At 49.9% G+C, this 23,676-nt stretch carries 25 protein-coding genes and 1 pseudogene; 4 read left to right on the top strand and 22 right to left on the bottom strand.

Going from position 1 to position 23,676, the window contains the following annotated elements:
• Positions 1 to 52 precede the first annotated feature (52 nt).
• The 16 genes and pseudogenes from C2M17_RS14390 to C2M17_RS14465 form a co-directional block, all read right to left on the bottom strand.
• A complete protein-coding gene (locus C2M17_RS14390) occupies positions 53 to 271 on the bottom strand; it encodes a hypothetical protein (RefSeq protein ID WP_105201412.1) in 219 nt (72 codons plus the stop codon).
• A gap of 386 nt (positions 272 to 657) precedes the next feature.
• Positions 658 to 1,632, bottom strand: a complete 975-nt coding sequence (locus C2M17_RS14395; RefSeq protein WP_105201413.1) for a transposase — start codon at positions 1,630 to 1,632, stop codon at positions 658 to 660.
• Between the two features lie 256 nt (positions 1,633 to 1,888).
• A complete protein-coding gene (locus C2M17_RS14400; protein WP_105201414.1) occupies positions 1,889 to 2,164 on the bottom strand; it encodes an HU family DNA-binding protein in 276 nt (91 codons plus the stop codon).
• A gap of 122 nt (positions 2,165 to 2,286) precedes the next feature.
• Positions 2,287 to 2,805 carry a DUF3833 domain-containing protein gene (locus C2M17_RS14405; protein ID WP_105201415.1) on the bottom strand — a complete coding sequence of 173 codons (519 nt, stop codon included), beginning with the start codon at positions 2,803 to 2,805 and terminating at the stop codon, positions 2,287 to 2,289.
• Positions 2,802 to 3,302: a chalcone isomerase family protein gene (locus tag C2M17_RS14410; protein ID WP_105201416.1), complete on the bottom strand. Its 501-nt coding sequence runs from the start codon at positions 3,300 to 3,302 to the stop codon at positions 2,802 to 2,804. The genes C2M17_RS14405 and C2M17_RS14410 overlap by 4 nt, the downstream gene beginning before the upstream one ends.
• A 14-nt stretch (positions 3,303 to 3,316) precedes the next feature.
• Positions 3,317 to 3,826 carry a DUF2878 domain-containing protein gene (locus tag C2M17_RS14415; protein ID WP_105201417.1) on the bottom strand — a complete coding sequence of 170 codons (510 nt, stop codon included), beginning with the start codon at positions 3,824 to 3,826 and terminating at the stop codon, positions 3,317 to 3,319.
• Positions 3,798 to 5,063 carry an SAM-dependent methyltransferase gene (locus tag C2M17_RS14420; protein ID WP_105201418.1) on the bottom strand — a complete coding sequence of 422 codons (1,266 nt, stop codon included), beginning with the start codon at positions 5,061 to 5,063 and terminating at the stop codon, positions 3,798 to 3,800. The genes C2M17_RS14415 and C2M17_RS14420 overlap by 29 nt, the downstream gene beginning before the upstream one ends.
• A pseudogene (locus C2M17_RS14425) lies at positions 5,063 to 5,775 on the bottom strand (DUF1365 domain-containing protein). Before C2M17_RS14425 ends, C2M17_RS14420 begins: the two are co-directional and overlap by 1 nt.
• A gap of 58 nt (positions 5,776 to 5,833) precedes the next feature.
• Positions 5,834 to 7,090 (bottom strand): NAD(P)/FAD-dependent oxidoreductase, encoded by a 1,257-nt coding sequence (locus C2M17_RS14430; RefSeq protein WP_105201419.1) that lies wholly within the window; start codon positions 7,088 to 7,090, stop codon positions 5,834 to 5,836.
• On the bottom strand, positions 7,087 to 7,794 hold the full coding sequence (locus C2M17_RS14435; protein ID WP_105201420.1) for an SDR family NAD(P)-dependent oxidoreductase: 708 nt from the start codon (positions 7,792 to 7,794) through the stop codon (positions 7,087 to 7,089). Before C2M17_RS14435 ends, C2M17_RS14430 begins: the two co-directional genes overlap by 4 nt.
• On the bottom strand, positions 7,791 to 8,219 hold the full coding sequence (locus C2M17_RS14440; RefSeq protein WP_105201421.1) for a nuclear transport factor 2 family protein: 429 nt from the start codon (positions 8,217 to 8,219) through the stop codon (positions 7,791 to 7,793). The genes C2M17_RS14435 and C2M17_RS14440 overlap by 4 nt, the downstream gene beginning before the upstream one ends.
• Positions 8,212 to 9,609, bottom strand: coding sequence for a deoxyribodipyrimidine photo-lyase (phrB, locus tag C2M17_RS14445; protein WP_105201422.1), 1,398 nt, complete (start codon positions 9,607 to 9,609; stop codon positions 8,212 to 8,214). Before phrB ends, C2M17_RS14440 begins: the two co-directional genes overlap by 8 nt.
• Positions 9,609 to 10,559, bottom strand: coding sequence for a YbgA family protein (locus tag C2M17_RS14450; RefSeq protein ID WP_105201423.1), 951 nt, complete (start codon positions 10,557 to 10,559; stop codon positions 9,609 to 9,611). The genes phrB and C2M17_RS14450 overlap by 1 nt, the downstream gene beginning before the upstream one ends.
• Entirely contained in the window at positions 10,559 to 11,248 is a 690-nt protein-coding gene (locus C2M17_RS14455; RefSeq protein WP_105201424.1) for a ChrR family anti-sigma-E factor, read from the bottom strand. The genes C2M17_RS14450 and C2M17_RS14455 overlap by 1 nt, the downstream gene beginning before the upstream one ends.
• The gene (locus tag C2M17_RS14460) at positions 11,241 to 11,798 is read right to left on the bottom strand and encodes a sigma-70 family RNA polymerase sigma factor (RefSeq protein WP_233998019.1); all 558 of its coding nucleotides are present in this window, start codon (positions 11,796 to 11,798) and stop codon (positions 11,241 to 11,243) included. The genes C2M17_RS14455 and C2M17_RS14460 overlap by 8 nt, the downstream gene beginning before the upstream one ends.
• A 472-nt stretch (positions 11,799 to 12,270) precedes the next feature.
• Positions 12,271 to 12,543 carry a hypothetical protein gene (locus C2M17_RS14465; protein WP_105214120.1) on the bottom strand — a complete coding sequence of 91 codons (273 nt, stop codon included), beginning with the start codon at positions 12,541 to 12,543 and terminating at the stop codon, positions 12,271 to 12,273.
• A 305-nt stretch (positions 12,544 to 12,848) separates the two neighbouring features.
• Here C2M17_RS14465 and trhA point away from each other — a divergent pair, with 305 nt between their 5' ends.
• On the top strand, positions 12,849 to 13,475 hold the full coding sequence (gene trhA, locus C2M17_RS14470) for a PAQR family membrane homeostasis protein TrhA (RefSeq protein WP_105201427.1): 627 nt from the start codon (positions 12,849 to 12,851) through the stop codon (positions 13,473 to 13,475).
• Between the two features lie 3 nt (positions 13,476 to 13,478).
• On the opposite strand, the gene C2M17_RS14475 is transcribed toward trhA, so the two are convergent.
• Positions 13,479 to 13,787, bottom strand: a complete 309-nt coding sequence (locus C2M17_RS14475) for an MGMT family protein (RefSeq protein WP_325050679.1) — start codon at positions 13,785 to 13,787, stop codon at positions 13,479 to 13,481.
• Entirely contained in the window at positions 13,774 to 14,658 is an 885-nt protein-coding gene (locus C2M17_RS14480) for a LysR family transcriptional regulator (RefSeq protein ID WP_105201428.1), read from the bottom strand. The genes C2M17_RS14475 and C2M17_RS14480 overlap by 14 nt, the downstream gene beginning before the upstream one ends.
• 122 nt (positions 14,659 to 14,780) lie before the next feature.
• Here C2M17_RS14480 and C2M17_RS14485 point away from each other — a divergent pair, with 122 nt between their 5' ends.
• From C2M17_RS14485 to C2M17_RS14495, 3 genes are all read left to right on the top strand, one after another.
• Entirely contained in the window at positions 14,781 to 15,866 is a 1,086-nt protein-coding gene (locus C2M17_RS14485; protein WP_105201429.1) for an efflux RND transporter periplasmic adaptor subunit, read from the top strand.
• Complete coding sequence (locus C2M17_RS14490; RefSeq protein WP_105201430.1) at positions 15,867 to 18,923, top strand: efflux RND transporter permease subunit; 3,057 nt, start codon at positions 15,867 to 15,869, stop codon at positions 18,921 to 18,923. It begins immediately after the preceding gene.
• Between the two features lie 266 nt (positions 18,924 to 19,189).
• Positions 19,190 to 20,293: a glycosyltransferase gene (locus tag C2M17_RS14495; protein ID WP_105201431.1), complete on the top strand. Its 1,104-nt coding sequence runs from the start codon at positions 19,190 to 19,192 to the stop codon at positions 20,291 to 20,293.
• Positions 20,294 to 20,405: 112 nt separating this feature from the next.
• On the opposite strand, the gene C2M17_RS14500 is transcribed toward C2M17_RS14495, so the two are convergent.
• From C2M17_RS14500 to C2M17_RS14515, 4 genes are read right to left on the bottom strand one after another with little or no spacing between them, the layout of a single operon-like run.
• On the bottom strand, positions 20,406 to 20,765 hold the full coding sequence (locus tag C2M17_RS14500) for a 5-carboxymethyl-2-hydroxymuconate Delta-isomerase (protein ID WP_233998008.1): 360 nt from the start codon (positions 20,763 to 20,765) through the stop codon (positions 20,406 to 20,408).
• 52 nt (positions 20,766 to 20,817) lie between these two features.
• Positions 20,818 to 21,405: a GDSL-type esterase/lipase family protein gene (locus C2M17_RS14505; RefSeq protein ID WP_105201433.1), complete on the bottom strand. Its 588-nt coding sequence runs from the start codon at positions 21,403 to 21,405 to the stop codon at positions 20,818 to 20,820.
• 10 nt (positions 21,406 to 21,415) lie between these two features.
• Positions 21,416 to 22,471, bottom strand: coding sequence for a 23S rRNA pseudouridine(2604) synthase RluF (rluF, locus tag C2M17_RS14510; RefSeq protein ID WP_105201434.1), 1,056 nt, complete (start codon positions 22,469 to 22,471; stop codon positions 21,416 to 21,418).
• A 42-nt stretch (positions 22,472 to 22,513) separates the two neighbouring features.
• Complete coding sequence (locus C2M17_RS14515; protein WP_158684039.1) at positions 22,514 to 23,668, bottom strand: ABC transporter substrate-binding protein; 1,155 nt, start codon at positions 23,666 to 23,668, stop codon at positions 22,514 to 22,516.
• Positions 23,669 to 23,676 lie beyond the last annotated feature (8 nt).

Below are 23,676 nucleotides of genomic sequence, written 5' to 3' on the forward strand. Positions count from 1 at the left end.
ACGGAACGAAGTGACGGGAGCCTACGTATTAGTGTCCCGCTGACTTGGTTTGTTAGGTAACCTTTAATACTTCATTTGCAACTTTAATAAAGTCATTTAGCTGTGCAGGGTCAGCACTGGAACCGTCTTCGAGTAAACCAATAAAGCTAACTAAATCACCAGTTAAAAGTACACCTCGCTCATGAAACTGAAGTAGAAACTTTTCCATTATTTCATAGGCTTGCTTTAAAGATACTTTTTCTTGAAATTCCGTATCATTTACAGTTTTCACTTAACTTCCTTGGCTTACCTAACAATTTGATATCGAGCGATTGGGTCGTTTTTCTACCGCAACCTGTCTCGTTTTTGTACTATGACCATTGATAGCAGATTCAGGAAGTGTTTGCCAGAACTTAAGTTTCTCGAAGTTTTAGAGGCGTGAACAAGACAAAAACGACCCATTGGTTCGTTTTCTTGACTATAAAATAACCAAGACACCCACTTGAAAGATTAAGTTTTTGCAACGGAATGAGGGGAGATAGATTTTAAAGCGAGTATTGCCCAGTTTGAACGTTTTTCGACGATTTACCTTTCGTTATTATTATTTTCGTGAATTTTTGACGTACGAAGCCTGCTTCTCGCGAACCTGGTCAAGAATAGAGAGGAAAGAAGCGTTGCCTAAGCAAACAGCGCTTGGCTGTTGCTTAAATCCACACGTCGTTGTCGGTGTTGATGCTGGCAATAGGTTGTTAATGCTTGCTCCTTACCCACCGCACCGTGAAAAACCTTAGTGAATGAGGTGGTCAGGGACAGCCAATTTACTGGGCTAATATCGAGTCGTTCAAGTATTGGGGTTGCGTCAGATGCAATATAACCTGGTTTATCTTCTCGCATACAGCGGCCCGTCCATTCAACCAGCTCTAAGTAACTGCGTAGCTCAAAAGGCAGGCCTTTCGGCATAGGCTTACGAGGGTGTCCAACAAAACGCATTAAGGTAGAGGGTTGCTTACCCTTCTTTGCTGATTCGATTCGGGCTTTCACGCTCGTATAATCGGATTGCTCGGGTAAATCAGCAGCCTTGGCGCGAATCGGGTTTAAATCCACATAGGCTAAGCAGGCAACAAGGGCTGCTTCATCAAGAAGCGCTTGAGATTTAAATCGGCCCTCCCAGAATCTGCCGGTGCATTCATCTTCGCGATTAGCTTGACGGGCAATCCCTTCATTGAGCACTCGCATAAACCAGCTGATATCACTAAGGCGCTCCCGATAAATCAAGATTCGACCTTGTAGGGCAGCCAATTCGGCCGTATCTAACGACTCCCCTTGCACAAAACGTTGACTGAGCAAGGTGCCTTTAAATAGTTTATGCCAACGCAGCACAATGGCTTTATCCGTTAAGCGCTGGGCTTTGCGCCTATCCACATGCAGCACCACATGGGTATGGTTGCTCATCACCGCGTAGGCACACACATCTATGCAGAAAATACGGGCTAACTGTAATAATTTGCTTTCAACCCAATCGCGGCGATGTTCATAAGAGCGGCCGGTCAGTGCATCTTCACCACATAAAAAGGCGCGCCGTACACAGCGAGAAATACAGTGATAATAAGGGGTGTCAGCCAGACTGATTTGGCTTTTCCGAGGCGTTGCCATGATTCACTCCTCCTTGAGTAGAATCCTCAAAGTGTAGTCAAGGAGTCCGGAAGTGTGAAATCTTGGAGTGGGTGTCTTAGTCAATTTTTTTGAAATGGGTGTCTTAGTTAATTTGCTGTATCTGCCACCGTCAGTTATTCGCTCTCAGCAGCCTTGGATTATAAATATGAATACTGACCCATAACAGTCTTGTTTTGCCAAAAAACAGGCATAAAAAAAGGGCGTTAACGCCCTTTTTCAACAGTATTCTTTACTATTAAGAATTAACTGAATCTTTAAGACCTTTACCTGGCTTGAAGCTAGGAATGTTCGCAGCCGCGATTTGGATTTCCGCGCCTGTTTGCGGGTTGCGGCCTGTACGAGCTGCACGCTCTTTTACAGTGAAAGTACCGAAACCAACTAGCGCAACAGAGTTACCGTCTTTCAAAGAGTCAGTTACTGCACCAGTGAATGCATCCAGCGCACGGCTCGCCGCTGCTTTTGAGATTTCAGCATCGTTGGCGATTTTTTCGACTAATTGAGCTTTGTTCATTGTTTGATTCCTATTCGTTATTTTTTTTGCCTTAGCAAGACCTATATTTAAGTATTTTTATTGACTTGGCAACTGCAAACCACACATTTTTGAGAAAAAACTTCATAAAAATGGGCTATTTGTTAACGTTTTTCGATAACTAGCGTGATTTCGCCAACTTCGACTCCAAACTTATCAATTGCGGTACGGTTGATCAACCTTGTTTCGGTGACAAGAAACATCCAGTCATCAAGGGCTACCGTGATGGTGTCATCGCCATAGGGGATACGCAAACTATACTGCCAGTGCAAGGCATTACCGACCACTTTCCCCTCGGCCTGCCCCACCACATCATCGGCGCGGCCAAAGACCTTTCCATTTTCGCCCAGTTCCAGATACCAGACCCGCGTGCTCTGTTCACCATCTTGGTAATAAAACTGCTCATCAAGAATGCCCTTATTGCCATCCCATGAGCCCTGCATATCTACTTTGAAACGCCGGGTGACCATACCGCTGTAGTCCTGGACTATGCCATAGGCCACCAGCTCGCCGTTAAAAAAGCGCTTAAAGTCGAATTTCGGCTCTGTGCCTTCATAATCCTCTATGCTAACGCTGCAGGACACTAGCAGTATTAACAGTGGCAGTAATACTAGGTGTCTCATGGACGCCCTCCCAATAATTGCGCCCTAAGCCCGGGCTCTGTTGTCTGTGGCGATAGCCAGATTGAGGTAAAAGCGTCGCTAAACGCTGGGTCGTCAACCCGCTGCAATAACTCACCATTGAAGTAAAAGGCCCCCTGGCCGTTGGCATCGGTAACAAAGCTTAGCGTATCGCCCGAGCGAACATCAGGCCATAAGCCTTTGAGTAGCGTTTTGTAGGCCCGCACATACTCGGGTCTATCGAGCTTACGCCATTGGTCCAGTGTGGCTTTGGTGATGTCGTCGCCTTCAATATCTCGCAAATAGGTCAGCGACAAACGCATGGGGTGCTGCCCCTGGCGATAGTCACCGGTATCTGTCGCCAGTTCGGCGCGGTAAATATCCCAAAATAGGTAGCGCATCACGCCTTCGCCCACACCCTGCCACTTATCTGTGGTCGCCGTGGCCGGAAGCGCAAGCACAAAGGCCGATAACAGGATTACACTTTTCCAAGCATTCATAACGGTGCTCCTTATCAACTCGTATGTGTCACTACGTGTTTAAGGTGCCGATTGATCACTACCATAAGGGTAAAAGTAACGGCCCAGAGGCCACCATAAAGAAGATAGAACTGCCACCAGGACACCCCTAAGGCAAAGATCTCAAAGTGCGCGGCGGTAATATAACTGGACGGGGCACAGAGCCAGCACAGCAGCAAACATTGCCACCAAGGCAGGCGTTTAATAAAGGCCAAGGAATGATTGATGGTGAGGATCAGGGCCAGCCACAGTAATAAAAGCCAGGCCGGAACTGTGGCGTCGGCAAATTGCAGCAGCCCAAACCATTGGGCCAGTGCCTCACAGACAAAGGCCAGCACCAGGGTGCTACATAAATAGAGGTCGCGGCGGCGATCTGACGACAGCCACAACATGATGAGCAGACACAGCGCCATTACCGGCAGTGCCCGCTGCTGAGCATAAAAAGCTGCCCACCAGCAGGTTTGAAACAATAAAAAGTTAGTAATGCAAAGCCAGCGCTGCGTCATTGGTTTTAAACCCTTGCTTGCGGGCAACTAGGTGCACAGTGCTGATAGCCCGCTGACGAAATGCGCCTTCACAATAGCCCAGGTAGTAGTGCCAGAGACGGTAAAATTGGGCATTAAATTTTGCCCCCTGTAATTGTGGCCAGGCTTTATCGAAGCGCTCACGCCAATCGGCCAGGGTGCGAGCATAATGCAAACCAATATCGTGCAGTTCGTGCATCACCAACTCGGTGCCTTGGCGCAAATGACGACTCATCTCATCAATACTGACCAGGCAACCTCCGGGGAAAATATACTGCTGGATAAAGTCGGTCTGTTTGACGTAAGTATGATAACGCTGATCGTTGATGGTGATGGCTTGAAGCAGCATGGCACCATCGGGCTTCAGCAGGCTGTTACATTTAGCGAAGAAACCACCGAGGTATTGATGGCCCACTGCTTCAATCATCTCGATGGATACCAGCTTGTCGTACTGCCCCTCGAGTAAACGGTAGTCCTGTTTCAGCAGGGTGATCTTGTCTTCAAGGCCCAAGGCTTTAATCTTATTCGCCACATAATCGTGCTGCTCTTCGGAAATGGTGGTGGTGGTAACATGCACGTCATAGTGCGTGGCGGCATAGATAGCAAAGGCGCCCCACCCGGTACCAATCTCTATGACTGTGTCGCCATCTTTGAGCTGCGCGCGCTCGCAAATCAGCTTAAGCTTATGCTGCTGCGCCTGCTCCAGACTCGCTTCCTTGTGCGGATACACGGCACAGGAATAGAGCATTTCATTACTTAAAAAGGACTCGTACAGCTCGTTGCCTAAATCGTAATGAGCGACGATATTGCGCTTTGAGCCAGCACTGGAGTTACGGTTGCGCACATGCTTAAGGCGGTACGCAAGTCCGCTCAGCAGCGCAAAGCGACGCTCAAAGGCATCCAGCTGTGCCTGGTTTAATACAAATATTTCAATGAGTTTGGTGAGATTGTCACATTCCCAGTGACCTTCAATGTAAGACTCCGCCGCGCCTATGCTGCCGGAAAACGCAAAGGCCTGATACATCTTGGCGTCAACAACCTTGACCACAGCCTTAGGCTGCGCTGACTTATCTCCAAAAGCATGCACCGGCTCGCCACGCTCATGAATCTCAATACAGCCGTTTTCCAGCGTATTGAACGCGGCAAACACCAAACGCTTGGCTAACTTGGTTTTCCAGCTTAAATTTGAATTTATTTTTACCTCGGTAACTCTATCCATCATTCTTTCCCAGGGTGAGCGTAAAAAGGCACTCGTTTCAAAAATAGTTTAACTGCTTGCCAGTAGATCCCTTTGACTATGCTCAGGCTCATCGCTGGAAAGCGCTTGAGCAGACACTCACCGCCTGTTTTTCCAAGGCTCGGCGTTGCAGTCGCATGGTGGCATCGAACAACAGGGTTTCCTGGCGCTTGTTCTCAATATGGATAAGCAAGGACTTGGGTAGCACTTTAACCACCCAGTGATAATGCATATCCAAATTCATAAAAGGAGATACGTGAAAACATTTCTTAAAGTTCACTTTAGTCTGGAGATCAACTAAATAATAATGGCGCTCGTTCCAGGGCGTATTACTGACCTCTGCCATCATATGGGTGAACCCACTGGCGCCGCGCCGTTGAAAGAAATAGAAATTGGCTGGCGAAAAATACACCCCAAAACAACGCAACTGCCCAAGCAAAAACACGGTTTCAACCTCGATACTGCTATCTAGCGTATGCAGTTGCTTGATTGCCCGGGTGGCTATGTCCCCTTGTTGCAATGGCACATAATCACTTTGCTTAAAGCGCAGTAACTTGGCTCTGCCCGAGCCCAGTAGAGGATGAACGCCGTCCAGTTGCTCCGGGTGAGCGAGGTCGACCCACATCATATAAAGCGGATAAAGAAATTGATGAGACTTGGGCTCAAAGCGCCGATGACGTATATCGCCCAGCATAATGGCGCTTTGCCACAAAGCCTGCTGCGTTAATTCGGTCGTATCAAACGCCAGCGCGCTAGTCAAAATCGACTCCTAGTGCTTTGGCTACATCCACGGCGCTGCGCACGCCGTCTTCATGAAAGCCGTTATACCAATAGGCACCGCAAAAATACGTGTGCTGTTTACCATTGATCTCGTCACGACGTTGCTGAGCACGCAAACTCTGTTGGTTAAACACCGGATGATGATAAGTAAAGTGTCGCAAAATATGTTCCTCGGCGATAACCTCATCACCATTTAAGGTGACACACAGAGGTTGCTCAGAGCTAAGCCCTTGAAGAATATTCATATTATAGGTTACCACCGCAGCTCTATCGACATTATTGTCTAAGCGGTAATTCCAACTGGCCCAGGCCGCAGGGCGTTTGGGCAACAAGGAGCTGTCGGTGTGCAGGACCACGGAGTTGGCGGTATAGGGTATAGCGCCGAGCACCTGCTGCTCTGCCTCGCTGGCATCAGCCAGCAGGGCGAGTGCCTGATCCGAATGGCAGGCAAAGACCACGGCATCAAAGTGCTCGCTACGGCCATCATTAAGGTGAATGACTACCCCCTGCTCTTTGCGCTCTACCCTGTCTATATGGGCACCGAGTTCTATCTGCTCTTTAAAAGACTCGGTTAAAGGCGCTATATATTCGCGGGAACCACCGGGGATCACGTACCACTGGGGTCGGTTGGTGATATCCAACAAACCATGGTGGTAGAAAAAGCGCACGAAAAAGTCGATGGCAAAATCATTCATCTGCTTCAGGGAAGTGGACCAAATTGCCGCTCCCATGGGCAAAATATAGTGCTGGCGAAAGAAGTCATTAAAGCCGTGGCGATCCAAAAACTCCCCTAGAGTATCCCCCTGCTGAAAATCGCCCGACTTATACATGTCCTTACAAATGCGATTAAAGCGCACTATTTGCCATAACAAATGCCAGAACTTGGGGCGCAACAGATTGCGGCGCTGGGCAAACAAGGTGCTCAGGGTGTGACCATTGTATTCAAATCCCGTGTCGCAATGATGCACGCTAAAGCTCATTTGCGTCGGCTGCCGACCAATGCCTATCGAAGCCAGCAGCTTTTCAAATTTTGGGTAGGTGCGGTCGTTAAATACGATAAACCCGGTATCAACGGCCAGCGTTTGGCCGTCAATGGTTACATCCACGGTGGCCGTATGTCCGCCTATATAGTTATTTTTTTCAAACACCTTTACCTGGTGTTTTTTGGCCAACAAGTGGGCACTGGTTAATCCGGCAATACCACTGCCGATGATGGCGATATTTTTCACCGTACCATTCCTTTTGCTATTCGTAACCACAGCGATGTGGGCAAGGCCCGCAGCGCTTTCAAAATAAGGGTAAAACGTTTGGGAAAATGAATCTCCGCCTGGCGCTTGTGCAGGCCGCGAACAATGCGCTTAGCCGCTTCTTCGGAGCTGATGGCCATGGGCATGGCGAAGTCGTTTTTGGCCGTTAAGGGCGTATGCACAAACCCAGGGTGGACCACACTCACATCAATATCTGGTAAATCAACGGCCAAAGTGCGGGCTAAATAGGTGGCCCCGGCCTTGGCGGCGCCATAGGCCTCGGAGCGGGTAATGGGTAAGTAGGTCACACTGGAAGAAACTATGGCCAGCTGACCACCGGATTTAATCTTGGTCAGCAGCGCCTCCAAACAATAACCCAGGCTCAGCAAGTTGCCGCGGATCACCCGCTCAAATAGGGCGCTATCAAAATGTCGGGCATCGTCTATGTATTCGCATACCCCGGCATTGAGCACCACTAAATCCAGATCTTGGACGTCGGTGGTGACATCGGTGATTTGCGCCAAGTCCGTAACGTCGAAGCACAGCGGCGTAATCGATTCATGCTCGCCCAAACGTTGCAGTGCCTCGGCGTTGCGACCACAGGCATAAACCTGATGCTCCTTGGCATATAACAGCGCCAGGCTTTCGCCAATTCCCGAGGTAGCACCGGTGATCAATATCTTCATACGCCACTCGCTCGCTTTTCAATAAACTTAATCAAACCGCCTATCACCGGCAGGTTGCGATAAAGCAACTGGCCGACATCAAAGTAGTCGCGATGCATAATCACCTGCTCACCTTCAAATCGCAGCAGACTATGACCATTTACCAACACCTCGCGCCCGCCGTTGATACGGGGATGGCTAAACGCCATGGTCCAGTACAGGAAGGCCTGCTCTTCGCACTCAAAGCTGTCGCTGATGGTAAAGCTGCAGTCCTTGATATTGGCGTACAGATTGGCGAAGTATTGATGTAATTGGTCGCGGCCATGCAGCTCATGGAGCGGATCGATAAAATGAATATCCTGATGATAAATCGTATCGAGTAACGCCAGGTTATCTTTATCCAGACGCTGGTACATGGCGATAAAATCGGCAATGCGCTTACTCATGCTCAACCTTAAACCTTGCGAGTGCACGCGCACGCGCACTTTGGTGATCGACGATTGCCGGCCAGTAATCAATCCCTCCCACTTTTGCCATATACTGGTGCGGGAAATGGATCTCTTTAGTCGGCACCTTTTCTAGCTCTGGTAGATAGTTACGAATAAACTCGCCGTCTGGATCAAAGCGTTTGCTCTGGGTTATGGGATTAAAAATACGAAAGTAAGGCTGCGCATCGCAGCCGGTACTGGCCGCCCATTGCCAGCCGCCGTTGTTGGACGCCAAATCGCCATCGATCAGATGACGCATAAAAAATGCCTCACCACGACGCCAGTCGACTAACAAATGCTTGGTTAAAAAGCTTGCCACCACCATGCGCAAGCGATTGTGCATCCAGCCGGTACGCAGTAACTGGCGCATCGCCGCATCGACCAGGGGATAACCTGTTCGGCCCTCACACCAGGCCTTAAATCCGGCGTCATCATCCTGCCATTGCAGTGAGTCATACTTGGTGTTGAAATTTTTATACTTACAGAGCTGTGGGAAGGCGACCAGTAAATGGCGGTAAAACTCACGCCAAATCAACTCGTTAACCCAGCTAAATAAATTGCTTTTTGCGCTTTGCAAAATATCAGGGTGCCGTGATTGCAGTTGCACCAACAATTGCTTAATGCCCACTATGCCCAGGGCTAAATAGGGGCTCAATCCGGAGGTGCCTTTGATGGCGGGGAAATCCCTGTCCTCACTATAGTGTGGTAACTTCTCAGCGATAAAACGCTCGACGACTCCGGCAAGCGCCTCATCGTCCACCGGCCACTTGTGCGAGCTGCCATCCCAAGTTAAGCACTCGGGTCGCTGCCATTGGCCTTGAGTCTCAGTGCGAGGCCAAGCGGGCAAGCTGAACTGAGTGCATTCGTACTGCCGTAACCACTGGCGTTTAAAGGGCGTAAAGACCTTAAACATCTCATTATTTTGCGTCGTGACCGTGCCCGGCGGGGCAATCACATCGCCATCAAAAAAGTGAAATGCCACATCCATCTGCGCCGCGGCATCAACGCAGGCCCTGTCTCTTGCGCGCTCATTGACTTCATACTCGCGATTGGCATACACACTGCTGCAAGACAAGGTTTGGCAAAGGTCCATTAACGCCGATGGCACCTCGGCAAACGCGGGGACGGCCAATACATGCAGTTGCACGCCATAGCCGCTCAGTTGCTGACCCAGGTAATCGACCCGACGCAATAATAAGTCACGCTGTATGGGTGCCATGTCGTGCGCTTGCCATTGCTGTTCGGTGACAAAAAAAACCGCATGCTCGGCACCTTGTTCGAGAGCGGCTATCAGTGCTTCATTACTAAATAGGCGCAAGTCGCGCCGAAACCAAAAAAGAGGTGTCATTAGATCCCGTATCTTAGTTTTAAGTCGTTGGGGTGAGGGTTAAAGTACACCTGCTGTGCCAAATAGGGGTTGGGATGCACGTTAAGCTGGTGTTTCAATAACGTCAGTGGCACATACAAGGGCACCAAGCCCTGGCGATAATCCTCGATGGCAGCACGCAACTCCTCTTTTTCGCCCTTACTGAGGTGACGCTTAAAGTAACCCTGCAAGTGCATCAGGGTGTTGGTGTGCGCCTTGCGACTGGCCGGCTTTTTCAACGCCGCCATCAGACCACTGATGTATTGCTCGGCGATGGACTCCAGTCCTTCACCTTGATGATGCCCAAGCAGTCGGCCTAAATCACGATAGGCCTGATAGTTGTGACTCATCAACAAATACTTATGCATGCCGTGAAAGCGCGTCAGCCGGTGCACGCTCAAGGGCTCGCGGCATAACTGCCGCCAGCTGTGATAGACATAAACGCGCATTACGAAATTCTCTCGCAGATGCATATCATTAAGGCGGCCATTTTCCTCACAGGGCAGTAACGGATTTGCTGCCATTATTTGGGCAGCAAAAAAGCCCACGCCCTCAGCGGTGTTGCCTGTTCCCTCTTCGTTAAACACCTTAATGCGCTCCATGCCGCAGCTCGGACTTTTGGCACAAAAGATAAAACCGTCGAGCTCAGAGCCATATTTGGCGCCGATACGCTGACCGTACTCGGTCAGTTTATCGCCTACATCACCTGTGCCATCGGGACGGCACACAGTGATTACGTCCCCTTTACGCACCTGCCTAATCGTCGGTCTGGGTATGGGCAGACCAATGGCAACCTCGGGACAAAAAGGCACGTATTGCACATGCCTGGCCAGCTCATCCATACAAAAGTTAGAACGTTTATGGCCGCTATCGAAACGGACTTTTTCGCCGCTTAAGCAGGCACTGATGCCAATTTTTATGTCTTGGTTCATTAGTAGATCAGCTCACCAATAGGATTCAATAACTTACTCAGGCCCTTATTGAAGTGCAGCGCACTGTTCACCACAGCCAGACACAAACAACCGTGCTCTGTGTACGGAGTGTGCTGATGCCGGTGATCAAGCCACATAAAATCGCCGGGCTCATAAGTCCCCTGCTCATCGCTAAAACTGCCATCGAGCAGCAAAGTCAGCTCGAACCCGGTATGGGTATGTTCGGGAATAGTGCCGCCGGGGGCGATATACAACAGGCTGGTGCGCATGCTGCCCTCGTCCAGTTCCAGGCGAGAGCGCGCCAGTTTACCCGCTTGCATAAAACGACCCATGCCAATATGGCTTAATGCCCGCGGCAAGGTGATGGTTTTGTCGCCAAAGCGCAGCTCCTTGGAGCTGGCAATACTGAAATCGTCACGCAGATCGTCGGCGGTGATGTCCGCTAGCATGGCGGCGTACTCGTCGCCCAGCGCATCCTCATTATGGCTTTGCTCATACGCGAGCTCCGACGCCTCAATTTGCTCATCGGCAAACGCACTGTGGGCACATTGCTGCTCAAGGGTGTCAGTGTGTTCGGCGCAGTGAGCACAGAGCTCCAGGTGCGCCGCAATCGCCACGCTGATGGAAGCCGGTAACGCCCCTTGCACATATTGCAGGAGTAATTCTGAGTTGGGGTGATACTTAATCATGCTCTGCTCCAAGGTAAGTTCTAAGCTTAGCTAAAGCCAATCGTAACCGTGATTTCACGGTACCCAACGGGACGCCTAGCTGCTGCGCCATTTGCTCTTGAGAGAGCTCTTGAAAATAAATCCCCTGCACCACTTCGCGCTGCGCCAGCGGTAGTTTGTCCAGGTGTTTTAGTAACAACTGAGTTTCGAGGTGGTCATCAAATTCAGCTGGCTCGATGCTTTGCAAGGTCGGCCAAATGTCTTCACTGAGGTTATCTTCCTTGTTGCTACGCATCTTACGCAAAGCGTCGAACGACGCGTTACGCATGACGGTATAGACCCAGGTGGTCGCCGCGCCCTTGTCTGGATGATACAAGTGCGCCTTACGCCACACCGCGGTCATGGTGTCCTGCACCAATTCCATGGCCGCCGCCTCGTTATTAAACTGTTTAAAGCCAAACCGCTTAATCTTGGGTGCAAAATATTCAAACAAGCTGGCAAACGCGGCTTTATCGCGCTCAACGGCTACCTTGACCAAGGCATCGCTTAGATGCTCGGTTGACGACATCATGTTTTGTCCTTCACCTTGGCTTTCTTCCACCTTGTGGGAAAGCAGTGAGTATTGCCGCCGATTCGGGACATTGGACGTTATTTGCAAGGCCATCTGCTATCTCAGTTAAAGGATTGATAGCGACCAATACGTCCACTGGCGAGCAATGGATCACTTATTTATTAGATACTTACCAGTATGGCGAAGAAGCTGATATTGAGCAAAGGCAATGAACAAAAAATCCATTGTTTATTGTTAGTAATCAATAAGTAGGAAATTTAGAAAGGATGTGAGTAAGGCTTGGTTTGACTATAATTGTGCTCGGCCTAGAGGCAAAGGGGCCGCCCTATAGAAGACACAAAGGATTTGCCGAAAAGGGCTCGGTGGTAGGTACTACTTAGCCCACCAACCGAGTTGACGACAGAAGCTTAAGCCCAGGTAAGTGCCAAATAAGCTGGCTACGGGCAATAACATCAAGCCTAACAGTGCCAAATTAAGCGTCATGGTCATCACCTTTTTTTGGCGCTTCAGGTTGCGCTTGTGATTTCGCTTCGCCTTGACTTTGCAGCTCTTGCACATTGCTTTCAAACATGGCTTGAGTTGCTTTACTCAGCGCCGCCTTTTGCGTGCTGATCAGAGTTGCAAATGCCTCGTTGGCCGCCTCTTTAACCGCACGTTCAATATCGTCGGTTAGGCTGTTGGCATGAGCGCCCATACTTAGGGTTAAACTTGCTGCTAGGATTGCTGCTTTAGTAAATGTGTTCATAATGGTTGTCCTGTTGTGTGCCTGTTAACGTGTCATTAAGTTAGTCGCAATATCTATTTCAAAGGTTGTGCCAAGGTAAAAATATTTTTTATCTTGTTGTTTTTTAATAATTTAAATTTATTTTTCTAAATACGCGGAATTGACAACCAAACTGAATTGACCAAAAAATAGCTTTTTTAACAGGTGACTTTGTGTTTTTAACCACAGTGGATTTGCAATAAATTTTCGGTGTACAAGTGTACGCTCAATAGTTATAGTCTGGCTTGTACCCATCGAACCCAGCGAACAAAAGCAAAGTGAGCCCTATGCAAATAAGCAGCTACTCAGCAGCAGAAGAAAAAATTAACTGGCTTAGTCATGGACTTGGCGCCCTGTTAGCCTTGGGCGCCCTGGTGGCCATGTTGATGATCAGTGAAAGCACCACGGCAATCATCTCCTCGACCATTTACGGCGCCAGCTTATTGTTGATGTTTGTCAGTTCCACCTGCTATCACGCCATCAGTCGCAGCAGCATTAAGGCAATTTTAAAAAAGCTGGATCACAGCGCCATTTACCTATTAATTGCCGGAACCTATACGCCCTTTTTGCTGTTGGCGCTGGGTGGCTATTGGGCCTGGGCGGGAATGTTGTGTATTTGGGGTCTGGCATTATTCGGGGTGATCTTTAAGCTCTGCGCCAAGGTGCCGCGCCCTCGGGTGTCACTGGCCACTTACTTGATCATGGGCTGGATAGCACTGGCTTTCGTCTACCCCTTGTATCTGGCCTTGCCGGGACCGGCACTGTGGTTGCTGGTACTGGGTGGGGTGATCTTTAGTCTGGGCACGGTATTTTATAGCGCCAAGCATCGCCAATACAGCCACGCTATTTGGCATGTTTTTGTGCTTGCCGCCTGCCTGTGCCACTTTCTCGCCATTTATTTATATGTGATTTAGGGGTTATAGCTTCCAGGCGAATTTGGCCATGCTCACCTTGCCATTAGTAACCAGCACACCTTCGGCCAACAGCGCTTGTTGTTGGCGCATAAAACCATCGCTGCCTTCTGGAAATGAAATCTTACCCTGGCTATTGAGCACCCGGTGCCAGGGAATACGTGAACCACAGGGCAATGTCTTTAGCGTATGACCCACAAAGCGGGCATAACCGGGTAAACCCGCCCTTTTCGCTACCTCGCCATAGCTGCATACTTTGCCCTTTGGAATGGCAGCCACCACCTGATAGATCATGTTTTTTTTATCCATGGGCAATGGCCTCCAAACGTTGCCATAGACTGCGAGCCACCGGGCCATGATGCGCCGAGTGACGTCGAAAGGCGCGGATCTGCGCTCTAAAGGAGTGCTCCCTGTCACTGAGCGTCAACACCTGTAGTTGCCCTGAATCTATTTCCTGACGGCATAAATCCAAGCACATCAGCGCCCAACCAGCGCCGTTAAGCAAGAGCGAGCGCAGCGCGAAAATGTCATCAACCTTAAGCTTGGCGACCTGGTTTAAAAACGGCATGCGCCCATGCTCAAAGGGCATATCGCTTTCATACATGGCGACACAAGGGTATTGCTGTAATTGTTTGTAGCTAAGGCGCGGCTCGCTGATAAGCTGTGGCGAGGCCACCAGCCCCACCTGAATTTCTCCCACGGGTATGCTTTCCAAATCGCCAGTGGCATGGAAAATATCGAACCAAGGGCCGATACCCAAATCCGACTGACCGCTGTTGACCTGCTCCAGGGCACTGAAACGCTTACCACTGTCGATGGCAAAATCGGTGTGGGGGAATTCATGGTAACAGGCTTTAAGTATGGCACTAAGGTCCTTGCCGACACACACCTGCTCGTAGCTCAAACGAAGCAAGGGCTCATTGCCATTGGCCAGCTCACTGCCAAATGCACTGAGCTCCTGTAAATCGCGCAGCAGGTACTGGGCACGGCGACAATAAGCCTGTCCCTGCTCGGTCAGAGAAAACCTATACCCGCTTCTGTCAACCACGGCAAAGCCCACCGCTTCTTCGATTTTTTTGACCGTCATGGTCAAGGCTGGTTGGGTTTTATGTAATTGTTCCGCCGCCTCGCTTAAAGAGCGGCTGCGCGAGAGTACGTCAAGAACCTGGAGCCATGCTAACTTCATAAGTAAATCTAATCTTGTTCAAAGATATTTATAATTTTAATTTTATCTTATCCTGCAGTAGTCTGTGTAGCAATAATGGCCACAATTCCAATCATTAAGATCATACTGGGAGTCTAAAATTTATGCGGCGTATCCTTTCTTTCACCCTGCTAGCCCTTAGCGCAGCACTTGTTGGCTGTAGCGAACCGACCGAGCAAAGCAAGCAACCCGCGCCTGTGCGTCCAGTTAAACTACTTACGGTGGGTCACAGCGATGAGAGCATGATGCGCAGTTTCCCCGCCGAGGTGGTGGCACACCAGGGCTCTTATCTGGCCTTTCGCGTAAACGGCGAACTGTTAGAGTTTCCTGTGCTGGCTGGTCAACAGGTGCAAAAAGGTGAGTTGCTGGCCAAACTCGACCCTCAAGACTTCCAACTGCAATACGATGAACGCAAGGCCCGTTATGATCTGGCAACTTCGCAATTAGAGCGGGTGCAGGCCTTATTCGACAAAAACATTGCCAGTCGTGCCGAGCTCGATCAGGCCGTGGCCAACGCCCGGGTGGCCGAGTCGGCTTTTAATATTGCCAAAACCAATTTAGAGAATTCCGAGTTAAGGGCGCCCTTTGCCGGCACAGTGGCCAAGGTGTTCGTAAAAAACTTTGAAAACATTCAGGCCAAACAGAATATTTTACGCCTGGAAACTCGGGATCTGATGGATGTGGAAATTCAGGTGCCGGAAAAGCTGGTCGCCCGAGTCAATAAAGACACTCTCTATCAGCCAACGGTGATTTTCGATGGCTTCCCCGATAAATCCTATCAACTGAGCATCAAGGAATACGATACTCAGGCGGATCCTGCCACCCTCACCTACAAGGTGGTGTTTTCACTGCCGGTGCCAACAGACTTTAATCTGCTGGCGGGCATGACGGGGCACGTGTATATCGATGTCAGCAAGATCACCAAAGAAGTGAAAGCCTGGCATAAACTGCCCGCCGAGGCGGTGTTCTCAGACCCTGAGCAGGAAGCCGAGGACAACAGTTATGTTTGGGTTTATAACAGCGAAACCGCACAGGTGCATAAGCGTGCCGTGGTAGTCGGACAAATGCACCGCGACGGCATAGAAATTCGCTCTGGCATTGCATCCGGTGAGCAGGTGGTCGCCGCAGGCGTGCACTACCTGCAAGAAGGCATGCAGGTACGCCCTTGGCAAAAAGAGCGAGGGCTGTAAATGAATCTGGTTGCACTGGCCATCGAGCGCAAAGTTATCAGTTGGATGTTTGCGCTGTTTTTGCTGCTTGGCGGCATCTTTTCCTATTTATCTCTGGGGCAATTGGAAGATCCGGAATTCACCCTGAAAAAAGCCATGGTGATCACCGCCTACCCGGGCGCTTCCCCTCGTCAGGTGGAAGAAGAAGTCACCTACCCCATAGAAAATGCGATTCAAGAGCTGCCCTATGTGGATTATGTGACCTCCATTTCCTCCAATGGCAAAAGCCAGATCACGGTGGAGATGAAAAGCACCTACCGCAAGGAAGACCTTAAACAGATTTGGGATGAGCTACGCAGAAAGATCAATGACTTATCCTCATCCATGCCACCGGGTGTATATCCCAGCAAGGTGATCGATGACTTTGGCGATGTCTACGGCGTAACCCTGGCCTTAACCGGTGATGGCTATTCCTACGACGAGCTTAAAGACTATGTCGACTTCTTAAAACGTGAACTGGTGTTGGTGGAAGGCGTGGGCAAGGTAACGGTTGCCGGCGAGCAACAAAGCCAGGTGATTGTCGAGATGTCGACCCATAAACTGGCCCAGCTTGGACTTAGCCCCAATCATATTTACTCCCTCTTGCAGGCGCAAAATACCGTTTCCAATGCTGGCCGCGTTATGGTCGATGGTGAGTCTATTCGCCTGCACCCCACCGGCGAATTCGATGATGTCGCCGAGCTTGAGCACCTGCTTATCTCCAGCCCAGGTGCCAGTGAGCTTATTTATCTTGGCGATGTCGCCCGGGTGTACCGCGAATATGCCGAAGTGCCCAGTCATATAGTGCGTTACAACGAGAAACAGGCGCTGCTTATTGGCCTTTCTTTTACCAGTGGTGTCAATGTGGTCGATGTCGGCGCGCGTATTGAGCATCATCTGCAAACCCTAGAATACCAGCGTCCACACGGCATGGAAATCGATGCCATCTACAATCAGCCGGCAGAGGTTGAAAGCTCGGTCTCAAGCTTTATTCTCAGCCTGTTTGAAGCTGTGGTCATAGTCATAGTGGTGCTGCTGGTGTTCATGGGCGTAAAAAGTGGCCTGCTGATCGGTGGCATCTTGCTGCTTACCGTACTCGGCACCTTTATTTTTATGGCCCTGTTCGACATTAACCTGCAACGCATTTCCCTTGGCGCCTTGATCATTGCCCTCGGGATGCTGGTCGACAACGCCATAGTGATCACCGAAGGCATTCTGATTAACCTTAAACGCGGACAGACCAAGTTGCAGGCGGCGGTTAACATAGTCGGTCAAACCAAGTGGCCCCTGCTTGGCGCCACCATAATCGCCATTACCGCCTTTGCGCCTATCGGTCTGAGCTCGGATGCCAGCGGTGAATTTGCCGGCAGTTTGTTTTGGGTCTTGTTTATCTCCTTGCTGCTTAGCTGGGTAACCGCCATTACCCTAACGCCGTTTTTCGCCGATATGATGTTTAGACAAAAGCAAAGTGACGATAATAGCGCCGATGACCCTTATCAGGGTGTGCTCTTTAGCGCCTATAAGTTTGTTCTTAGCCGCGCCATGCATTACGGTAAAACCACCATAGTCTTAATGTTACTCTTACTGATAGCCGCCTTGGTGGGCTTTAAATCGGTTAAACAATCCTTCTTCCCGGCCTCGAATACACCCATGTTTTATATCGACTATTGGCACTATCAGGGCGCCGATATTCGCACCACAAGCCAAGGGGTGGCCAAGTTGGAGCATTTCCTGCGCAGCGATGAACTGGTCAGCGAAGTTACCAGCACCATAGGTCAAGGTGCGCCGCGTTTTATGCTCACCTATGCGCCGGAAAAACAATACCCGGCGTTTGCCCAGTTAATCGTGCGCGTGCGTGACCGCGACGCGGTCCTCACCATGATAGACAGGGTGCGTGCCTATGAGCAGGCGCATATTACCGATGCCAAGCTTAAACTTAAACGCATGGAAATCGGCCCCTCCACCGATGCTAAAATCGAGGCACGCTTTTCCGGGCCCGACCCTGTAGTGCTGCGCCAACTAGGCGAGCAGGCCAAGAGCATCTTGGCGGCAGATGGCGGTGCCTTCCATATTCGTGATGACTGGCGTCAGCGCTCCAAGTTGATCCGTCCTATTCTGAACGAACAAAAGGCGCGCCGCCTAGGTATTAGCAAAAGCGATCTCGACCAATTGCTGCTGACCAGTGTCAGCGGTAAAACCGTGGGCCTGTATCGCGATGGCACTCAACTATTGCCAATTATTGCCCGCAGCCCCGCGGAGGAACGCCTTAATGTGGAAAGCCTGCGCGACCTGCAAATATACAGCCCGGTACTAAGGGTGTTTGTGCCCATCACCCAGGTGGTGGACGACTTTGTGGTGCATTGGGAAGATCCCTTGATCATGCGCCGCGACCGCAAGCGCACCCTGACCGTGATGGCGGATCACGATCTCCTTGGCGATGAAACTCCGGCCAAACTCTTTACCCGTATTCGCGGCGACATCGAAGCCATTGCGCTACCTAAGGGCTATGAACTGCAATGGGGCGGCGAGTTTGAGTCTGCCAGCGATGCTCGCAGCGCCATCTTCGGCTCCTTGCCGCTGGGCTATTTGGCCATGTTTGTGATCACGGTTTTATTATTTAACTCGGTGCGCAAGCCCCTGGTTATTTGGGCCACTGTGCCGCTTGCCATCGTCGGGGTCAGTGCCGGATTGCTGAGCATGAATGCATCCTTTGGCTTTATGTCCTTGCTCGGGTTATTAAGCCTGTCTGGCATGCTGATTAAAAACGGTATCGTGCTGCTCGATCAGATAAATTTAGAGCTGGCCTCGGGCAAAGACCCTTACCAGGCGGTATTTGACTCCGGCGTCTCCAGGGTTCGTCCGGTAGCCATGGCAGCGATCACCACCATATTGGGCATGATACCTTTGCTCTTTGATGTGTTCTTCAAGTCCATGGCGGTGACCATAATGTTCGGCCTTGGTTTTGCCACAATACTCACACTGATAGTGATCCCCGTGTTGTATTGCAAGTTCTTTGGCATCCATAGCCATAAGCGCTAAACACGATAAAGCCAGCCCTCGGGCTGGCTTTTTAATTGCGCTGGCGTTTTTCCGGCGTTACTTGAGCTGGCTCAGCCCTGCGGCAATGACCCTTCCCAGCCAGCATTTTTACAAAAAAATACACAATATTCTTGTATTAAACAGGTGTTCTTGTTGTATAAGAGCTATATAATTCAGACATTAAGCCAATTAATTTCATCAAGGATTATTTGTTTAATTGACGTTATAAGATTTAAGCCTAAATTAAATAAATTACTTTTATTTATATGAAAAAAATAAAACTGTTAGCGGTTACACACCACAATCGAAAAAACATTAATCCTATTCGCCCTGAAGCGTCACAAATAATTGGCCTGCACCACAGTGGCGCTGTTGATGTAACGGTTCTGTGCAACCCAGGCTCAACATTAATCCCTTACTTTGAACAGCACGGGATCAAGGTCATAACCAACGCTTTAGATAAAAAAGTATCTTTAGAGACTATCAAGTTAATCAGGGAATATATCAAGGCTAACGATATTGATATATTGCATTTGTTTAACAATATTGCCTGTAGTAATGGCGCCACAGCAGCCATTGGCACTAAGGCCAAGGTGATAGCCTATCGCGGTCAGACGGGCAACGTTTCACGTTGGGATCCGACTGTCTACCTCACCATGCTTCACCCTCGGCTGGATAAAATTATCTGTGTCGCGAATGCGGTGACCGAAGATTTACAGCAACATGTATGGGGAAATAAAGACAAGGCGATCACCGTTTATAAGGGTCATGACCAGTCCTGGTATCAAAACACTCCGGCGGATCTCAGTGGCCTGCCATTGCATGACGACAGTTTTAAGATATCTCTGGTCGCCAACCTAAGACCTAGAAAAGGATTGCATGTTTTAATGGATGCGGTTCACTTACTGCCCGATGACTGTAATCTAGACATCCTGTTGGTGGGTGCCGACCCCGAATCGCAAGCGATTCAAGAGATGATAAAACGAAGTGGAAAGCCGCAAAGAGTCCATGCTCTAGGCTATCGTGAGGATGCGCCCGAAGTAGCAGCAGCCTGTGATGCTGTGGTATTGCCAACAACCAAGCGCGAAGGCCTATGCCGCGCCGTGTTAGAAGCCAATTCCTATGGCGTGCCAGCGATAGTTTCGGATACCGGCGGCAATGCTGAGCTGGTAGCAGATGGCGTTACCGGAATCGTTGTACCGCCGTCGGAGCCGCAAGCCTTGGCAGACGCCATTATGACCCTGTATAAAGATCGCGCTCTGTGTAGCAAATTTGGTGTTGAGGCGAAAAAGCGCGTTATTGAAAAGTTTAATGTGCAGCAAGGTGTCGATAAGACACTGGAGATTTATCGAAGCCTACTGGAAGATTAATAGTGCCCTTCATAGACATCACGGCAATGCACTTGATGTCTATGAATCGCAAAGTCCAGCGATGGCTTTAGCAGGTCTTGATAAAGCAAAAATGCCAAAGCAGCTGTTGTATTTAAACTACTTTCTTGCGATAGCTATTTCGGTCTATATCTACCACTTCTATTGTTATAGACGCATTAACTAATGGTATGGACTCCAACTTAGACATCACACTGCTAGATAGCAATTCTTTATCACTGTCGCTGCGCCCACAAAGGATGCGTAATGTTACATGGATAAACGCGTCTTTAGCCGTTCCGGTCTGATAATGCTCATAAGCAATACTTCTAACTTTTATATCGCGGCCATCCGTCTCGAATAAACGAGACTCTAAAGCACCTAAAAATACTTTTTGATTCAGATCTTCTACCTCGATAGAAGAAGAATGCTCAATAATGCAATGAGGCAAATTTTTCTCCTTTAATCTATGCAACGGCTTCGGCTCCTGCGCCGCTATGCAGGCAACAATTTGGCTGGCTATAAAGTTATCTTGCTACCTTAATCTTATCAGCGATGGCCTCGGCCAATAGCTTGTAACCCTTGTCGTTCAGATGAATTTTATCCGACTTATATTGGCTGTCGCCGAGCAAATCACTAAGGGTCTCGGCAACCAAGGCGACCTGATATTGCTCTGCCAGCTCTTGATACAGGGGCGCATCGCTAAGAAAGAGCGATTTTTGTGGCACCGCCACCAAGATCACCTCTATACCCTGCTGATGTGCCAATTCAATCATGGCCGCCAGGTTGCTTTTAACCGAATGCGGCTGTTTATTACGCAGAAAATCATTACCGCCTTCGAGCAACACCAAAACCCGGGGCTGATGTGTAGCCAGGGTATCACCAAGGCGAGCCAGACCCTGATGGGTTTGCTCACCGGAGACGCCACTGGCTATCACTTCTAAACCGGTAAGTTGCGCCAATTGCTCAGGATAACTGCTGTGCCTGGCTCCCACCGACACGGTGAGGCTATCGCCAAAGGCCAACACCTTGGCATCGCTGTTTAGCTCGAGTCGCGCCGGCTCGGAGCAAGCGCTAAGCAGTAATAAAAATAAGGGCACGAGCCAAGGTTTCATGTCTATATCCTTATTTCTTTAAACTGAGCGTGCCGCCTACACGACGCTTTTTCGGCGCCGAGCCCGCTCCGCCTTGATTGGTTTTGGCGCCATTTGCTGGCTTTCCGGCAGGCCTGCCTGTTGGCTTGCCAGATGACTTACTAAGAGGCTTACTGGGCGATTGGCCATAGGGCTTACCTTGAGATCTGTTTTTCCCACCGGGCTTTGTATCGTGAGAAGACTTTGCACGGGGGGCTTTTTCTCCCTCGCGGCGCTGCTCTTGGCGTTGTCGCGCAGGCCTTTGTCCTGACTCGGCCCTTACTTCTTGCTTTGGCTGTTGTTGAACACTTGAAGCATGCAGAGAATGCTCTTCGGTTTTACCCGAGTCGGCGATCAGGGCATTGATTGTCGCCATTTCGCTCTCGCTTAGGTGGCGCCATTGGCCGGGCTTAAGACCGCTCAAAGTCACGTTCATTATGCGGGTGCGCTTAAGCTTGGTCACTTCATAACCCAGGTACTCGCACATACGGCGAATTTGTCTGTTCAGGCCTTGGGTGAGGATAATACGAAAACTCTGAGTGCCGGTTTGCTCCACCTTACACTTTTTGGTCACAGTACCAAGAATGGGAATGCCCTGTGCCATACGCTCGACAAAACGCTTATTCAGTGGCTTGTCGACCACCACCTCGTATTCTTTTTCATGATTGTTGCCCGAGCGCAAAATCTTATTGACTATGTCGCCCTCGTTAGTCAAAAAGATCAAGCCTTCCGAGGGTCTGTCCAAGCGGCCAATGGGAAAAATGCGCTCGGGATAATTAATGGCGCTAACGATATTGCTTTTGATCTTACGCTCTGTGGTGCAGGTCACTCCCACCGGTTTATGGTAGGCAAGATAGACCCGCTTAGGTTTGGCTTTAAGCGCCTTACCGTCCACCAATATGTCATCGGCATCACTGACCTTATCGCCCATTTGCGGCTGCCGACCGTTAACGGTTACGCGTCCTGCAGCGATCAGCGCATCGGCCTCACGGCGCGAGCAAAAACCGGTTTCACTAATGTATTTATTAAGGCGGGTAGCTTGGCTCATGTTTACTTCAATCTAGCTGATATTGCCCCTATTGTAATCGACTCACCGCGAAAAATCCGAATTAAAGTAGTGCTCAAGCAGGCTTTGTACAGCAAAGGGATAGCTTTCCAACTCCTTATGCTCGCTGCGGCTGAAATCCTTAAAATCTACATGCAGCCAATTGCTCGGATCGACCAGGGGTTTAATTTGCGCCACATTGGTTTCATCGGCTATGGCCAGCTTAAAGCGAATATGACGCTCCAGCAGCTGCGGCTCGGCGAGCCGCTCATGGTCGTAAATCACCACCAACGCCCAGGCGGCCATTAAAAAGTGACCGCCTACCGAGGCACTTAACTGCTGGGTTTCAATGCGTTCTAAGGCCTCGGGTAACCAGTCGAAACCTCCGATAAAAACATTGCGATTAATACTGCGCCCGGCCAATACGGCGGCCTGGGCCGCACCCATGGCCATGCCATCCGAGGCGCTCCAAATCACCTTGGCATAAGGATAACGACGCAGTAGTTGCGCCGTTTGCTGCGCCGCCCGTTCACTTTGCCACTGCGCATGCACCAGTTGCTGCAGCGCTATTTGTTGCGCGCCAAGATAATCATTTAATCCCTGCACCCTGTGGTCGGTTTCGGCGCCATAATGACCGCCTATAGCCAGCACATCGGGTCTGGCTATCCCACGTTTACGGGCCATGGCAATTAAGCTTTGCGCCAATTGGTAACCGGCATCCCGGTTATCATGGCTGATCTCATACAACCAATATTTAAATGAGCTGCCAGGCTCGCCTAAGGCGGCACGCTCGTTAACCGATAACGTTTGCTCTAAGGTAATAAAAGGCACCTTGGCGGCTTCTAGAATGCGCATGGTTTCGCCGTTGCCACCGGGGTAATTAATTAAAATGGCATAATCCGGGGCGGCATCACGCTTGAGGTAAAGGCGCAGATTTTGCTGTTGATATTCACGATGGGCATCGCCGTAAATCACATTCAGCTGTATGTTTAAATCCCTTGCGGCATACTGGGCGAAGGTTTGCACCTGATGCCAAAAAGGATCTGTTTTTGTAGACGGGTTGATCAGCAAGACCCTGGTTTGCGGCTTTGCCGCGTGTTGCATCGGTGATTGTTTCAATAACTGCGCAGATACCTGCGCGGAAAACACCATAGCTGTCAGCCATAGCGTTACCCATAACACTGATTTTAGCCAGTTCATCTCACCCT

The sequence above is a fragment of the Pseudoalteromonas sp. T1lg10 genome (genome assembly GCF_002964545.1).
Lineage (GTDB): Bacteria > Pseudomonadota > Gammaproteobacteria > Enterobacterales > Alteromonadaceae > Pseudoalteromonas.

What these genes read in the sequence shown, in the direction of transcription:
- C2M17_RS14410 (WP_105201416.1), bottom strand. Translation starts at nt 3,302, where the DNA reads ATGAATGCTTGGAAAAGTGTAATCCTGTTATCGGCCTTTGTGCTTGCG.
- C2M17_RS14460 (WP_233998019.1), bottom strand. Translation starts at nt 11,798, where the DNA reads ATGATGTCGTCAACCGAGCATCTAAGCGATGCCTTGGTCAAGGTAGCC.
- C2M17_RS14505 (WP_105201433.1), bottom strand. Translation starts at nt 21,405, where the DNA reads ATGAAACCTTGGCTCGTGCCCTTATTTTTATTACTGCTTAGCGCTTGC.
- C2M17_RS14480 (WP_105201428.1), bottom strand. Translation starts at nt 14,658, where the DNA reads ATGAAGTTAGCATGGCTCCAGGTTCTTGACGTACTCTCGCGCAGCCGC.
- C2M17_RS14395 (WP_105201413.1), bottom strand. Translation starts at nt 1,632, where the DNA reads ATGGCAACGCCTCGGAAAAGCCAAATCAGTCTGGCTGACACCCCTTAT.
- C2M17_RS14490 (WP_105201430.1), top strand. Translation starts at nt 15,867, where the DNA reads ATGAATCTGGTTGCACTGGCCATCGAGCGCAAAGTTATCAGTTGGATG.
- C2M17_RS14455 (WP_105201424.1), bottom strand. Translation starts at nt 11,248, where the DNA reads ATGATTAAGTATCACCCCAACTCAGAATTACTCCTGCAATATGTGCAA.
- C2M17_RS14405 (WP_105201415.1), bottom strand. Translation starts at nt 2,805, where the DNA reads ATGAGACACCTAGTATTACTGCCACTGTTAATACTGCTAGTGTCCTGC.
- C2M17_RS14465 (WP_105214120.1), bottom strand. Translation starts at nt 12,543, where the DNA reads ATGAACACATTTACTAAAGCAGCAATCCTAGCAGCAAGTTTAACCCTA.
- C2M17_RS14400 (WP_105201414.1), bottom strand. Translation starts at nt 2,164, where the DNA reads ATGAACAAAGCTCAATTAGTCGAAAAAATCGCCAACGATGCTGAAATC.
- phrB (WP_105201422.1), bottom strand. Translation starts at nt 9,609, where the DNA reads ATGACACCTCTTTTTTGGTTTCGGCGCGACTTGCGCCTATTTAGTAAT.
- C2M17_RS14450 (WP_105201423.1), bottom strand. Translation starts at nt 10,559, where the DNA reads ATGAACCAAGACATAAAAATTGGCATCAGTGCCTGCTTAAGCGGCGAA.
- C2M17_RS14420 (WP_105201418.1), bottom strand. Translation starts at nt 5,063, where the DNA reads ATGGATAGAGTTACCGAGGTAAAAATAAATTCAAATTTAAGCTGGAAA.
- C2M17_RS14485 (WP_105201429.1), top strand. Translation starts at nt 14,781, where the DNA reads ATGCGGCGTATCCTTTCTTTCACCCTGCTAGCCCTTAGCGCAGCACTT.
- C2M17_RS14435 (WP_105201420.1), bottom strand. Translation starts at nt 7,794, where the DNA reads ATGAAGATATTGATCACCGGTGCTACCTCGGGAATTGGCGAAAGCCTG.
- rluF (WP_105201434.1), bottom strand. Translation starts at nt 22,471, where the DNA reads ATGAGCCAAGCTACCCGCCTTAATAAATACATTAGTGAAACCGGTTTT.
- C2M17_RS14440 (WP_105201421.1), bottom strand. Translation starts at nt 8,219, where the DNA reads ATGAGTAAGCGCATTGCCGATTTTATCGCCATGTACCAGCGTCTGGAT.
- C2M17_RS14495 (WP_105201431.1), top strand. Translation starts at nt 19,190, where the DNA reads ATGAAAAAAATAAAACTGTTAGCGGTTACACACCACAATCGAAAAAAC.
- C2M17_RS14415 (WP_105201417.1), bottom strand. Translation starts at nt 3,826, where the DNA reads ATGACGCAGCGCTGGCTTTGCATTACTAACTTTTTATTGTTTCAAACC.
- C2M17_RS14515 (WP_158684039.1), bottom strand. Translation starts at nt 23,668, where the DNA reads ATGAACTGGCTAAAATCAGTGTTATGGGTAACGCTATGGCTGACAGCT.
- trhA (WP_105201427.1), top strand. Translation starts at nt 12,849, where the DNA reads ATGCAAATAAGCAGCTACTCAGCAGCAGAAGAAAAAATTAACTGGCTT.